The organism is Streptomyces sp. PL-25, assembly GCF_058344915.1.
The window spans coordinates 5,797,671-5,810,594 of record NZ_CP136997.1 but is presented as its reverse complement, the minus strand read 5'-3'; the positions used below and the strand labels follow the sequence as shown (position 1 = coordinate 5,810,594).

At 70.7% G+C, this 12,924-nt stretch carries 11 protein-coding genes; 5 read left to right on the top strand and 6 right to left on the bottom strand.

Annotated elements, in window-relative coordinates; translation table 11 throughout:
* Positions 1–114: 114 nt before the first annotated feature.
* The 3 genes from R4Z62_RS26015 (at position 115) to R4Z62_RS26005 (ending at position 2,025) form a co-directional block, all read left to right on the top strand.
* Positions 115–657 carry a DUF6023 family protein gene (locus R4Z62_RS26015; RefSeq protein WP_491521026.1) on the top strand — a complete coding sequence of 181 codons (543 nt, stop codon included), beginning with the start codon at positions 115–117 and terminating at the stop codon, positions 655–657.
* Positions 658–1,073: 416 nt separating this feature from the next.
* Positions 1,074–1,244 carry a hypothetical protein gene (locus R4Z62_RS26010; protein WP_385571502.1) on the top strand — a complete coding sequence of 57 codons (171 nt, stop codon included), beginning with the start codon at positions 1,074–1,076 and terminating at the stop codon, positions 1,242–1,244.
* A 295-nt stretch (positions 1,245–1,539) separates the two neighbouring features.
* Positions 1,540–2,025 (top strand): hypothetical protein, encoded by a 486-nt coding sequence (locus R4Z62_RS26005; RefSeq protein ID WP_064537688.1) that lies wholly within the window; start codon positions 1,540–1,542, stop codon positions 2,023–2,025.
* A gap of 518 nt (positions 2,026–2,543) precedes the next feature.
* On the opposite strand, the gene R4Z62_RS26000 is transcribed toward R4Z62_RS26005, so the two are convergent.
* Together R4Z62_RS26000 and R4Z62_RS25995 are read right to left on the bottom strand one after the other, a co-directional pair.
* Positions 2,544–3,938: a class I SAM-dependent RNA methyltransferase gene (locus R4Z62_RS26000; protein WP_491521025.1), complete on the bottom strand. Its 1,395-nt coding sequence runs from the start codon at positions 3,936–3,938 to the stop codon at positions 2,544–2,546.
* A 175-nt stretch (positions 3,939–4,113) separates the two neighbouring features.
* Positions 4,114–6,192 carry an APC family permease gene (locus R4Z62_RS25995; RefSeq protein WP_381739572.1) on the bottom strand — a complete coding sequence of 693 codons (2,079 nt, stop codon included), beginning with the start codon at positions 6,190–6,192 and terminating at the stop codon, positions 4,114–4,116.
* A gap of 429 nt (positions 6,193–6,621) precedes the next feature.
* On the opposite strand from R4Z62_RS25995, the gene R4Z62_RS25990 reads away from it, so the two are divergent.
* Positions 6,622–7,293: a potassium channel family protein gene (locus R4Z62_RS25990; RefSeq protein ID WP_018564576.1), complete on the top strand. Its 672-nt coding sequence runs from the start codon at positions 6,622–6,624 to the stop codon at positions 7,291–7,293.
* A complete protein-coding gene (locus R4Z62_RS25985) occupies positions 7,293–7,973 on the top strand; it encodes a potassium channel family protein (RefSeq protein ID WP_398337437.1) in 681 nt (226 codons plus the stop codon). The genes R4Z62_RS25990 and R4Z62_RS25985 overlap by 1 nt, the downstream gene beginning before the upstream one ends.
* A 126-nt stretch (positions 7,974–8,099) precedes the next feature.
* Here the strand turns inward: R4Z62_RS25985 and R4Z62_RS25980 are convergent, their stop codons facing one another.
* From R4Z62_RS25980 to R4Z62_RS25965, 4 genes are read right to left on the bottom strand one after another with little or no spacing between them, the layout of a single operon-like run.
* Positions 8,100–8,918, bottom strand: a complete 819-nt coding sequence (locus R4Z62_RS25980) for a DUF3159 domain-containing protein (RefSeq protein ID WP_491521024.1) — start codon at positions 8,916–8,918, stop codon at positions 8,100–8,102.
* Between the two features lie 3 nt (positions 8,919–8,921).
* Entirely contained in the window at positions 8,922–9,320 is a 399-nt protein-coding gene (locus tag R4Z62_RS25975) for an OB-fold nucleic acid binding domain-containing protein (RefSeq protein WP_078509722.1), read from the bottom strand.
* 43 nt (positions 9,321–9,363) lie between these two features.
* Positions 9,364–10,050 (bottom strand): response regulator, encoded by a 687-nt coding sequence (locus tag R4Z62_RS25970; RefSeq protein WP_018564580.1) that lies wholly within the window; start codon positions 10,048–10,050, stop codon positions 9,364–9,366.
* The gene (locus R4Z62_RS25965; protein ID WP_491521023.1) at positions 10,047–12,761 is read right to left on the bottom strand and encodes a sensor histidine kinase; all 2,715 of its coding nucleotides are present in this window, start codon (positions 12,759–12,761) and stop codon (positions 10,047–10,049) included. Before R4Z62_RS25965 ends, R4Z62_RS25970 begins: the two co-directional genes overlap by 4 nt.
* Positions 12,762–12,924 lie beyond the last annotated feature (163 nt).

Below are 12,924 nucleotides of genomic sequence, written 5' to 3'. Positions count from 1 at the left end.
CGACGCGGCCGGCCCCGGGAGCGGCAGCGCGCATGGGCCAGACCGCGGCGCGAAGCCCGTGCCCCAGCCACGCACCGGGGACCGGGGACCGGGGCAAGGTACGCGATCCGTGGGATGGAAGTACTGGGAAACCTCATCGTGACCGCCATCGGCAGCCTGCTGACGGGACGCGGTCAACTTACGGTCGGGGTTGCTCTGGTGTCGGGTTTGCTCCTCGTGGGCTGCTCATCGTCCCATGACGAACACGCATCCAGCCGGACCACTCACACCACACCTTCGCCCTCCGCCAGTAGCACGGCGCCATCACAGCAAGCAGCAGAGCAACGGCTCATTGCTCAGGCGCAGAGTGCCCTGGACACCACCGCTGCTGATGAGAAGGGGAAATTCGTCGCTTCGGGAGCGGAGCGCGTGCACGATGGACTGCATACGCAGCTCGGACTGAGCAAAGGGCTTGAGTCCCGCGTGGCGGTCGTGTGCGTCGGGAGCGACGACGTGGAGGTCTCATTCCATCCTGCGGAGGGAACGAAGCCCAAGACCGTTCCATGCGATCAGTCCATGGAGATGGTTCGATTCCCAGGTTCTCCTGACCTACTGCTCGAAGTCTCCGGGAAGTCCAACGCAACAGGAGCAATCGCCTGGCGTGTCAGTAAAGTCTGACCGCAGCTTTCTGCAAGAAGAGGCGTGGCGGCGTTCGCGAACTTGCCGGTGATGTGCGAGGCGGACACTCAACCCGGCATGGCCATAGACACCCCCGCCTCGTACCTCCAAATCCGGCAGCAGCGCTGCCGGACGGTCGGTCCGAGGGATGCGGACCGGCACGAAGTCGCCGGGATGCTCGGCACGCCGCTTCTTCCATCTGGTGGCACCTCCCCGCACGCTGGCACCGTGCGCTGCCGCACCTCCCCGCGACGGGACAGCGGGCGGTTCACTCACGGGCGCGGTCCGGTGACCCGCACTGTCCCTCGTTCGGGTGGGCGCGATGCAGCTTCGCAGTTGCCCCGTGGAACGGGCATTTCTACGGCGATCTTTCCCGCCGGAAAGGAAGTGCCCCCACGTTCTGTGTGACCTCTCGCGTGACCGGTGCCGCTCTCGCAGCGCTGGCCCTGGCCGCTTCGGTCGCCGCCCCCGTCTTGGCCACCGAGCAGGTCCAGGCCTCGCAGGTCCGCAGCGTCGAGCTGTTCGGAATCAACCTGCCGGTAGGCAACTGCGCCAGCGTGCGCGGATCCGACCTCGCCCGCCTCTGACCCCGCTGTGGCCGGGCGGATCTGGCACTGATTCTCACTGTGTCGCGCTACTGCAGCTGTGTCGGCATCCGGATCAGGCAGCCGCAGGTGCTGTCGTGGACAGCAGCGGCGACGGTCCCACCGTCAGGAGCTTCTGAATGAAGCGGACACCGAAGCCACGCAGACGCACGTCGCCGACTCCTCCCGCGCCACCCGCAGGACGTCGTCAGCCAGTTGCTCCGCGGGGGTGCCCCTATGACTTCGGTCAAGGGAAACGGGGGTGCGTCGAGTCGGTGAGCCGGGGCAGCATGGCGGGGTGGCTGATCTGCTGTGGGATGACGTGAAGTGCTTCTTCGACCCGGACTTGATGGGGTCGCTGCCGGACGTGCGTGTCCCGGATGCCTCGGTGGAGGACTGGCAGACGGTCCTTGATCTTGTCGCGGAGAAGGGCTGGAAGTGCCAGTACTCCGAGGGAGAGACGGTGTTTCCAGTGCCCCGGGCGAAGGCCGTGCTGTCGCGCCCGGGGGATGCCGAGCGCCCGGACTTGCGGGTCTGGCCGACTGCAGATGTATTGGCGATCTTCCGCTTCCATGCTGCCGATGAAGTCGACTTCGACGTCGACCTGCGGGAGTTACAGGGCCAGGAGCGGCTGGATGTGTTCTGCGACTTCCTCCGGGAGATCGGCCGACGGCTGGGTAAGCCCGTGCTGATGGACCCGGAGGGCGACGATGGCCATCCGGTGATCGGCTTCGACGTCGAGGCCGATCGAATCGTCCTCCTCGCAGACCCGCAGGTCAGGTGACTGCGGCGGGCGAGGCAGAGCAGGGCCTGGGTGTGTGGTCCCCGCGCACGCGGGGTGTTTCCTGGGCGCGGTCCTGGCCGGCTCGAATCACGTGGTGGTCCCCACGCACCAGCTCACACGGCGCCTCCCAAGCGGCATAGAGCCGAAAGAGTGGCTGCGGACCGTGGGAGCGCCTTGGGACCTCTCTGGGACTTCCGGCTGCATCAACGGACACGAGCGGAAAACAGCGGAAAGACCATTCGTGCAGTTCAGTGGCCACCCGTGATCGGCCATCACTGGAGATCCCACCGCTGGCTGGTTTCTTCCGGGACATCGACCATCGAGGACCCACTGCCCCGCGCAGAGCGTCGCCCCCGTCAGCGGCCCCACTGATATACACCATCCTGAACAGGCCGTGACCTGCCCAACAGAACTCTTGACGCCCCACCAGAACGAGCGCCAAATGAGCGTCATTTCGGCGTCAAGATATCGCCCATAACGCCCGCACTGCACGTAACGCACACGCATAAAACCGCAGGTCAAGAGCCCTTCGCGGCCGGTTCGAGGATCGCCACGCACTCCACATGATGCGTCATGGGAAACAGATCGAACGCCCGAAGCATCCGCACCCGGTACCCGCCCTCCCGGAAGTACCCCAGGTCCCGGGCCAGGGCTGCCGGGTCGCAGGCTACGTAGGCGATGCGGCGGGCCGCGAGGGTGGTGAGGTGGGTGACCGTGGCGCGGCCGGCGCCGGCGCGGGGTGGGTCGAGGACGATGAGGTCGACCTCGGTGATGCCGGTGCGGGGCAGGACGGAGTCGACCTTGCCCTGTTCGATGCGGACGCGGGGGAAGTCGGCGAGGTTGTGGCGGGCGTCCTCGACGGCGCGCTTGCCGGACTCGATGCCGAGGACGGCCCCCTTCTCGCCGATGCGGTCGGCGAGGGCGCCGGCGAAGAGGCCGACGCCGCAGTACAGGTCGAGGGCCATGTCGCCCTTGCGGGGCAGCAGGCCCTGCATGACGGCGGTGACGAGAGTGTCGGCCGCCTTGGGGTGGACCTGCCAGAAGCCGCCGCCGCCCACCCGGTGGGTACGGCCGTCGGCGCGTTCGCGGACGAAGGGGCGGCCGTGGACGCGGTGGACGCCGCCGGTCTTCTCGTCGACGCGCAGGACGGAGACCGGCTTGTCGAGTTCGACCAGCGGGAGGCGGCCGCCGGGGCGCGGGGTGAGGACGACCTGGCGGTCCTGGGAGCCGGTGGCCGCGATCGCCTCGACCGTCTCCATGCCCGTCCAGTCCCGCTGCTCGATGCCCAGCTCGGACACGCCCTGCGCGGCGATCATGCAGTGGTCGATGCGCTCGACCTCGTGCGAGCGGTGCCTGCGCAGGCCGGCCCGGCCCTCGGCGTCGACGGCGTACTGGACGCGGGTGCGCCACTGCGGCACCTCGCCCGCGGGCAGCTTGTCGCCCTCGGCCGGCATCACCGTGCCGTCCCAGCCGGCCTCCTCGGGGGTGAGCCCGGCGAGCCGCTTCAGCTGCTCGGCGATCACCTCGCCCTTGAAGCGGCGCTGGGCGCCCGGCTTGGCGTGCTGCCAGTCGCAGCCGCCGCAGCGGCCGGGGCCGGCGTAGGGGCAGGGCGCCTCGATACGGTCCTTGGACGCCTCCAGGACGCGTACCGCGTCGGCGCGCAGGAAGCGGGCGCCCGTCTCCCCCTCGGTCACCCGGGCCACCACGCGCTCGCCGGGCAGGGTGTGCCGGACGAAGAGGACCTGGCCCTCGGCGGTGCGGGCGATGCAGTGGCCGCCGTGGGCGACCGGGCCGACCTCGACCTCGTACTCCTCGCCGACCAGGGACCGCGGCTCGGCCGACGCCTCCGGCTGCGCGGGACGCTCCCGCTCCCTCTCCCGCCCCACCTGCTTGTTCTTCGGTTCTGCCTGCATGGTTGGGGTGTCTCCAGATCGGAAAGCGGGGAACGGCCGGACAACAGCCCACCAGTCTACGTGGGAGTCGACCGGCCGTTCACCACGAGGCCGGGGCCCTCACGTCCCCGGGCGCCCAGCCCTCGGGCGCTCAGCCGCCGGGCGCCCAGCCGCCGGGCGCCCGGCCCCGGGACCCTCAGCCCTTGGACGCCGGGGACTCCTTCGGCTCCTTCGGCTCCTTCGACGACTCCTTGCGCACCTGCGCCGGACCGCGCCGCACCGCGCCGGGCGCGCTCCAGTCCTGGCGCCTGCGGGCGCGCACCTTCGCCGCCTCGGAGGAGGCGAGCTGGTAGGGCACCGAGGTGACCATCACACCGGGTGTGAAGAGCAGCCGGCCCTTCAGGCGCAGCGCGCTCTGGTTGTGCAGCAGGTGCTCGTACCAGTGGCCGACGACGTACTCGGGGATGATCACCGAGACCGCGTCGCGCGGTGACTCCTTGCGCAGGTTCTTGACGTACTCGATGACCGGCCGGGTGACCTCGCGGTAGGGCGAGTCGAGGACCTTGAGCGGGACGTCGATGCCGCGCCGCTCCCACTCCGCGCGCAGCGCCTTCGTCTCGGCCGGGTCGACGTTGACGGTGAGCGCCTCCAGGGTGTCCGAGCGCATCAGCTTGGCGTAGGCCAGGGCGCGCAGGGTGGGGCGGTGGATCTTGGAGATCAGGACGACCGAGTGGATGCGGGAGGGGCGCACGAGGTCGTCGCTGGGGCCCTCGGGGGCGGCGATCTCCTCGGAGACGCGGTCGTAGTGCTTGCGGATGGCCGTCATCGTCGCGAAGAAGATGCACATGCCGAGCAGCGCGACCCAGGCGCCGTGGGTGAACTTGGTCAGCAGGACGACCACCAGCACCAGACCGGTGAGGAAGGCGCCGAAGGCGTTGATGGCGCGCGAGCGGATCATGTGGCGCCGCTTGGCCTGGTCGCGCTCGGCGGCCAGATGGCGGTTCCAGTGCCGGACCATGCCGATCTGGCTGAGCGTGAAGGAGACGAACACACCGACGATGTAGAGCTGGATCAGCCGCGTCGAGTCGGCGCCGTAGACGACGACCAGGAGCGTCGCCGCGCCCGCGAGCAGGACGATGCCGTTGGAGAAGGCGAGGCGGTCGCCGCGGGTGTGCAGCTGGCGGGGCAGGTAGCGGTCCTGGGCGAGGATGGAGCCGAGGAGCGGGAAGCCGTTGTACGCCGTGTTGGCCGCGAGGAAGAGGACCAGGGCCGTCGCCGCCGCCAGGACGACGAACAGGAAGCTGCCCTTGCCGAAGACGGCCTCGGCGACCTGGGAGATCACCGGGTTCTGGACGTAGCCGGAGCCGAGCGGGTTGCCGTTGTGCAGCAGGTCGGCGGCCGGGTTCTCGGCCATGTGGACCTTGGTCGTCATGGCCAGCACGATGATGCCGCAGAACATGGTCACGGCCAGCAGGCCCATCATCGCGAGCGTGGTCGCCGCGTTCTTGGACTTGGGCTTGCGGAAGGCCGGGACGCCGTTGGAGATGGCCTCGACGCCGGTGAGGGCGGCGCAGCCGGAGGAGAAGGCGCGCAGCAGCAGGAAGACGAGGGCGAAGCCCGCGAGCCCCTGGTGCTCGGCCTTGATGTGGTAGTCGGCCGTCGGTGCCCGCATGGTGTCCCCGAGGGCCAGCCCGCGGAACGCACCCCAGATGATCATGATGAAGACGCCGGCCACGAAGACGTACGTCGGGATGGCGAACAGCGTGCCCGACTCCCGTACGCCGCGCAGGTTCATCACGGTCAGCAGCACGATCACGACCACCGCGCAGAGCACCTTGTGCTCGACCACGAAGGGGATCGCGGAGCCGAGGTTCTCGATGCCGGAGGAGATCGAGACGGCCACGGTCATGACGTAGTCGACCAGCAGGGCGCTGGCGACCGTCAGGCCCGCCTTGGCGCCGAGGTTGGTCGTCGCCACCTCGTAGTCGCCGCCGCCGCTGGGGTAGGCGTGGACGTTCTGCCGGTAGGAGGCGACCACCGTGAACATCAGCACGACGACCGCGAGCGCGATCCAGGGGCTGAAGTGGTACGCCGACACGCCCGCGATGGACAGGACCAGCAGCACCTCGCCGGGAGCGTACGCCACGGACGACAGCGGGTCGGAGGCGAAGACGGGGAGTGCGATGCGCTTGGGCAGGAGGGTCTCCCCCAGCCGGTCGCTGCGCAGTGCGCGCCCGATCAGAATGCGTTTGGGCACGTCGGTCAGTTTGGACACAACAGAGGATCGTAGGCCGTCGAACAGGGGCTCGCCCACCTGCCACCCGAGATCTGCCTCACGAGTGAAAACGGGGACGGCGGAGGCTGCGGATTCCGCAGGTGGGGGCGGGGCCGTGCCTAGATGACTGAATTCGGCCTTCTTCAGCCCCTCTTCGGCCGCCGCCGACCCTCCGGAGGTCCCATGCCCCCGTTCGCGGAGCTGATCGGCGCGGCCCTCGCGCTGCTCGGCCTCGGATTCCTCACCGCGTGCAGCGTGCGCAGTATCACCAGGCGTCCTCCTTCCGAGGTGGAATAGGGGTCCCGGCGCCGCCGTCCGTCCGGCATGCGGCAGGGGGGTGCACACCCCGGACCGCGCATGTGTAGCTTGTCCCTCTGTCTGAGACCCTGATGGGGCTGAGCAGTAGCTGTTGACACCGGAAGGACGGTCGTGCACATCGTCATCATGGGCTGCGGGAGAGTGGGTTCCGCTCTCGCCCAGACCCTGGAGCAACAGGGGCACACGGTCGCCGTGATCGACCAGGACCCCACCGCCTTCCGCCGGCTGGGACCGGGATTCGGCGGCCGCCGGGTCACCGGGATCGGCTTCGACCAGGACACCCTGCGCGAGGCGGGCATCGAGGAGGCCGGTGCCTTCGCGGCGGTCTCCAGCGGCGACAACTCGAACATCATCTCGGCCCGGGTGGCGCGCGAGATGTTCGGCGTGCAGAACGTCGCGGCCCGGATCTACGACCCGCGCCGCGCCGAGGTCTACCAGCGCCTCGGCATCCCGACGGTGGCCACGGTCCGCTGGACCGCCGACCAGATGCTGCGCCGGCTGCTGCCCTCGGGCGCGGAGCCGCTGTGGCGCGACCCCACCGGCGGGGTCCAGCTCGCCGAGGTGCACACCTCTCCGCAGTGGGTCGGTCACAAGATCAGTCGGCTCCAGGAGGAGACGGGCGTCCGGGTGGCGTTCCTGACCCGCCTCGGCGAGGCGATGCTGCCCTCCTCGCAGACCGTGCTCCAGGAGGGCGACCTCGTGCACGTGATGATGCGGACGGACGACGTGGACAAGGTCGAGGCGGCGTTCGCCGAGGGCCCCGAAGAGGAGAGCGGTCACTGATGAGGGTCGCCATTGCCGGTGCCGGCGCGGTCGGACGCTCGATCGCGGGCGAGCTGCTGGAGAACGGCCACGAGGTCCTTCTCATCGACAAGGCGCCGACCGCCATCTCGGTCGAGCGCGTCCCGCAGGCCGAGTGGCTGCTCGCCGACGCCTGCGAGATCACGTCCCTGGACGAGGCGGCGCTCCAGCGCTGCAACGTGGTGATCGCCGCGACGGGCGACGACAAGGTGAACCTGGTCGTCTCGCTGCTGGCGAAGACGGAGTACGGCGTGCCGCGCGTCGTCGCCCGGGTGAACAACCCGAAGAACGAGTGGCTGTTCAACGAGGCGTGGGGGGTGGACGTCGCCGTGTCCACGCCGCGGCTGATGTCGGCCCTGGTCGAGGAGGCGGTGAGCGTCGGCGACCTGGTGCGGCTGCTGCGCTTCAGCCACGGCGACGCGAACCTGGTCGAGCTGACGCTGCCGGAGGAGTCGGCGCTCGCCGGGATCCAGGTCGGTGACGTGCGCTGGCCCGAGGACACCTCCCTGGTGACCATCATCCGCGGCACCCGGGTGCTCACCCCGTCGCAGGAGGACTCGCTGGAGGTCGGTGACGAACTGCTGTTCGTGGCCGCGCAGGCTCGCGAGGAGCAACTGGAGGACCTGCTGTCGAAGCGGCGGCGCGAGGACGCCGAGGGCTAGGGCCTGTCGGCCGTCCCGCGTGAGCGGTGGTACGTCGGTGGGGGCGCCCGGAGATCTCCGGGCGCCCCCACCGACGTACCACCCCCACCGACGTACAGGAGGATCCGTCCGCTGCGGAGCCGGGTGCTACGCGCCGCGGCGGTGGCGGCCCACCGCCGGGGACGTGTCGCCCTCGGGGCCCGCCGTCTCGGCCGCCAGGGCGGCCCCGCGCTCCTCCTCGGCCTTTTTCTCGGCTTTCTCGGCTTCCTCGGCCTTCTCGGCCTGCTCCTCCGCCTCCATCTCCGCGAACACGTCGATGGGCGCGGGCGCCTTCGCCAGGAAAACCCAGGTCAGCCAGACCGCCAGCAGGAACGGCGGGATCTTCAGGGCGACCAGGATCCAGCCGAGCTGGGTGGTGTCGGCCCACCAGTACAGCGGGAAGAGGATCGCGCACTTGGCGAGCAGGATCAGGCCCCAGGCCCAGCTCGCCTTGGTGTACGCCTTCTTGCGGCCGGGGTTGCGGGTGCGCCAGGAGAGGTTCTCCTTGAAGACCGGGCCGAGGATCAGTCCGATCAGCGGCACACCGGCCAGCGCGGTGACGATGTAGGCGAGGCTCAGCCCGAGGGTGTAGAGCATGCCCGGCAGGTAGAAGTCCTTGGCGTTGCCGGTCATCATCGCGAAGACGACACCGAAGACCACGCCGAAGACGCCGCTGAAGGCGTGCTTGACGGTGTCCCGCATCACCAGCCGGACGGCGACCAGCACCACGGAGACCGCGAGGGCGGCGACGGCCGACCAGTGCAGGTCCTTGTTGACGGTGAAGATGCTGACGAAGAGCAGGCCGGGCAGCACGGTCTCCACCATGCCCCGGACCCCGCCGAACGCCTCGAACAGCGCGGCCTCCGTCACCGCCCTCGAGTCGTCGGCGGCGGTCGTCTCTTCGGTCGGCTTGTCGAGTGACGTCACGGGCTACTCCCGTCCGAGGGGTCGCAGTTCGTACTTGGGGTTGAACAGCACCCGGCGGCCCCGGCTCATGGAGATCCGGCCCGATGCGATCAGCTTGCGCCCCGGTTCTATACCCACGATGGAACGCCGGCCGAGCCACACCACGTCCAGGGCGGCGGAACCGTCGAACAGCTCCGCCTCCAGGGCGGGCACTCCGGCACGCGGGCGCAGGGTGACCGTGCGCAAGGTACCAGTAACCGTGACGACCTGGCGGTCGTGGCAGTCACCGATGCGGGTGCAGCCGGCGGTCTCGGTGTCCTCGCGCAGCTCCTCGGACTCCAGGTCCTCCTGCGAGGAGGAGAGCCGGTCGAGCATGCGCCGGAACCGGCCCGCGGGCTTCTCGGATCGGGGAACGGCACTCATGTCTGAAGGGTACCGGGGCGGGCCGACAGGACCGTAACCGCGCTCACTTCTCGAAGCGGTAGCCCATGCCCGGCTCGGTGAGGAAGTGCGCGGGGTGCGAGGGGTCGGCCTCCAGCTTGCGGCGCAGCTGGGCCATGTAGACGCGCAGGTAGTTCGTCTCGGTGCCGTACGACGGCCCCCACACCTCCTGGAGCAGCTGCTTCTGGCTCACCAGGCGGCCGGTGTTGCGCACCAGCACCTCCAGCAGGTGCCACTCGGTCGGGGTCAGCCGTACGTCCTTGCCGCCCCGGTTGACCTTCTTCGCGGCGAGGTCGACGGTGAACTGCGCGGTCTCCACGGTGGTGACGTCGTCCTCGCCGCCGCCCACGGGCTCGGCCCGGCGGACGGCGGCGCGCAGCCGGGCCAGCAGCTCGTCCATGCCGAAGGGCTTGGTGACGTAGTCGTCGGCGCCCGCGTCCAGCGCCTCGACCTTCTCGTCGGAGGAGTGCCGGGCGGACAGCACCAGGATCGGCACCCGGGTCCAGCCGCGCAGGCCCCGGATCACCTCGACGCCGTCCATGTCGGGCAGGCCCAGGTCGAGGACGACCACGTCGGGGTGGCGGGAGGCGGCGAGGTCGAGGGCGGTACGGCCGTCGGGCGCGGCGTCGACCTCGTACTTGCGCGCCTTGAGGTTGATCACGAGGGCCCGCACGATCTGCGGTTCGTCGTCGACCACCAGCACCCTGGTCATGAAACCTGCCTTTCTGGGTGTACGGGGTCCGGGTGTCCGGGGTCCTGGGGTACGGGGTCCTGAGGTACGGAGCTGCCCGCGCGGGGCGTCCGCTCGGCGCGGCGCGGTCCGGGGTCCGGGGGGCCGGAGCCGGTGCCGGGGCCGGATTCCGGCCGGGTGCCGGTGCCGGTGCCGGTGCCGGGCGGGGGCGGCCCGGTGTGCTCCGTCGCGACGCGGGCCGTCGCCGCGCGCAGGCTGAGGACCATGGTGAGGCCGCCGCCGGGGGTGTCCTCGGCGGCGAGCGTGCCGCCCATGGACTCGGCGAAGCCGCGGGCCACCGCGAGGCCGAGGCCGACGCCCGCGCCGCGCGGGGCGTCGCCGTGCCGCTGGAAGGGCTCGAAGATACGGTCCTTCGCCTCGTCGGGCACGCCGGGGCCGCGGTCGACGACCCGCACCTCGACGCGGTCGGCGATCGCGCTGGCCGACACCAGGACCGGGGTGTGGGCCGGGCTGTACTTCACGGCGTTCTCGACGATGTTGGCCATGGCGCGTTCCAGCAGCCCGGCGTCCACGGCGACCATCGGCAGCGTCTCGGGGACGTCCAGGTCGACGCTGTCCTCGGGCACTCCGCCCAGCGCCATCGGCACCACCTCGTCGAGGTCGATCTCGCGGATGAGGGTGGTGACGGTGCCGGTCTGGAGGCGGGACATGTCCAGCAGGTTGCCCACGAGGTGGTCGAGCCGGTCGGAGCCCTCCTCGATGCCTTCGAGGAGTTCGGCCCGGTCCTCCTCGGACCACTCGACGTCCTCGGAGCGCAGCGAGGAGACGGCGGCCTTGATCCCGGCGAGGGGGGTGCGCAGGTCGTGGCTGACGGCGGCCAGCAGCGCGGTGCGGATGCGGTTGCCCTCGGCCAGGGCGCGGGCCTGGTCGGCCTCCTCCTGGAGCCGGCGGCGGTCCAGGACGACGACGGCCTGGGCGGCGAAGGCGGCGAGCACCCGGCGGTCGGAGGCGGGCAGGACGCGCCCGGTCAGCGCCAGCGCCATGTGGTCCCCGACCGGCATGTCCACGTCCGCGTCCTCGGGGCGCTGGAGCGGCCGGTCGGTGCCGACCCGGCCGGCGCACGTCCAGGGGTCGACGTCGCTCCTGCGTTCGAGGAGTGCCACGGACTCCATGCCGAAGGTCTCGCGCACCCGTTCGAGCACTGCCTCCAGGCTGGTCTCGCCGCGCAGGACGCTGCCCGCGAGGAAGGACAGTATCTCGGCCTCGGCGCGCAGCCGGGCCGCCTGGTGGGTGCGGCGGGCGGCCAGGTCGACCACCGAGGCGACGGAGACGGCGACGCCGACGAAGATCGCTATGGCGACGATGTTCTTGGGGTCGGCGATGGTCAGCCGGTGCAGCGGCGGTGTGTAGAAGTAGTTCAGCAGGAAGGAGCCGAGGGCCGCGGAGCCGAGCGCGGGCAGCAGGCCGCCCAGCAGGGCCGCGGCCACCGTCAGGGCGAGGAAGAGCAGCATGTCGTTGGCCAGGCCCAGTTCCACGGTGCTGAGCAGCAGCGCGAGGGCCACCGGGCCGGCCAGCGCCATCACCCAGCCCCAGGCGATCCGGGCGCGGCCGAGCCGGGCACCCCTGGCCACGGGCAGGCCGCGGCCCTTGGCGATCTGGCCGTGGGTGACGATGTGCACGTCGAGGTCGGGGCCGGACTCGCGGGCCACCGTGGCGCCGACGCCGGGGCCGAAGACGTACTGCCAGGTCTTGCGGCGGGAGGAGCCCAGCACGATCTGGGTGGCGTTGACCCCGCGCGCGAAGTCGAGCAGGGCGGCCGGTATGTCGTCGCCGACGACGTGGTGGAAGGTGCCGCCCAGGTCCTCCACGAGGGTGCGCTGGACGGCCAGCTCCTTCGGGGAGGCGCCGGTGAGTCCGTCGCTGCGGGCGATGTAGACGGCCATGACCTCGCCGCCCGCGCCCTTCTCGGCCAGCCGGGCGGCGCGGCGGATCAGGGTGCGTCCCTCGGGGCCGCCGGTCAGGCCCACCACGATCCGCTCGCGCGAGCCCCAGATCTTGGAGACGCGGTGCTCGCTGCGGTACTGCTGGAGGTACTCGTCGACCCGGTCGGCCACCCAGAGCAGGGCCAGCTCGCGCAGGGCGGTGAGGTTGCCGGGGCGGAAGTAGTTGGACAGGGCCGCGTCGACCTTGTCGGGCTGGTAGATGTTGCCGTGCGCCATCCGGCGGCGCAGCGACTCCGGCGACATGTCGACCAGTTCGATCTGGTCGGCGCGGCGCACCACCTCGTCGGGGACGGTCTCGCGCTGGCGCACTCCGGTGATCGACTCGACGACGTCGCCGAGTGACTCCAGGTGCTGGATGTTGACGGTCGAGACCACGTCGACACCGGCGGCGAGCAGTTCCTCCACGTCCTGCCAGCGCTTGGCGTTGCGGGAGCCGGGGACATTGGTGTGGGCCAGTTCGTCCACCAGGGCGACGGCGGGGGCGCGGCGCAGCACCGCGTCGACGTCCATCTCGGTGAAGGCGGATCCGCGGTGCTCCAGCGTCCGGCGCGGCACCTGCTCCAGGCCGTGCAGCATCACCTCGGTGCGCGGCCGGTCGTGGTGCTCCACGAACGCGACGACGCAGTCGGTGCCCCGCTCCACCCGGCGGTGCGCCTCGGCCAGCATCGCGTAGGTCTTGCCGACGCCCGGTGCCGCACCGAGGTAGATCCGAAGCTTGCCGCGTCCCATGACCTCATTGTCTTCCTGTCACACCGTGCACGCTGCGTCGACCTTACGGCCAAGAATCGCGGCGGGAGGATCCGGGCCGCGGCCCGGGACGGTCCTTGACGCAACTCTGACGCGACCTGGGCGAAGCCCGCGGGGAGCGGGGCCTGGTGCGGGTGGGGCAGGG

Bases quoted from the DNA above. Each gene is read 5' to 3' on its own strand.
- R4Z62_RS25970 (WP_018564580.1), bottom strand. From the start codon at position 10,050: ATGACCAGGGTGCTGGTGGTCGACGACGAACCGCAGATCGTGCGGGCC.
- R4Z62_RS25975 (WP_078509722.1), bottom strand. From the start codon at position 9,320: ATGAGTGCCGTTCCCCGATCCGAGAAGCCCGCGGGCCGGTTCCGGCGC.
- R4Z62_RS26000 (WP_491521025.1), bottom strand. From the start codon at position 3,938: ATGCAGGCAGAACCGAAGAACAAGCAGGTGGGGCGGGAGAGGGAGCGG.
- R4Z62_RS25985 (WP_398337437.1), top strand. From the start codon at position 7,293: ATGAGGGTCGCCATTGCCGGTGCCGGCGCGGTCGGACGCTCGATCGCG.
- R4Z62_RS25965 (WP_491521023.1), bottom strand. From the start codon at position 12,761: ATGGGACGCGGCAAGCTTCGGATCTACCTCGGTGCGGCACCGGGCGTC.
- R4Z62_RS26015 (WP_491521026.1), top strand. From the start codon at position 115: ATGGAAGTACTGGGAAACCTCATCGTGACCGCCATCGGCAGCCTGCTG.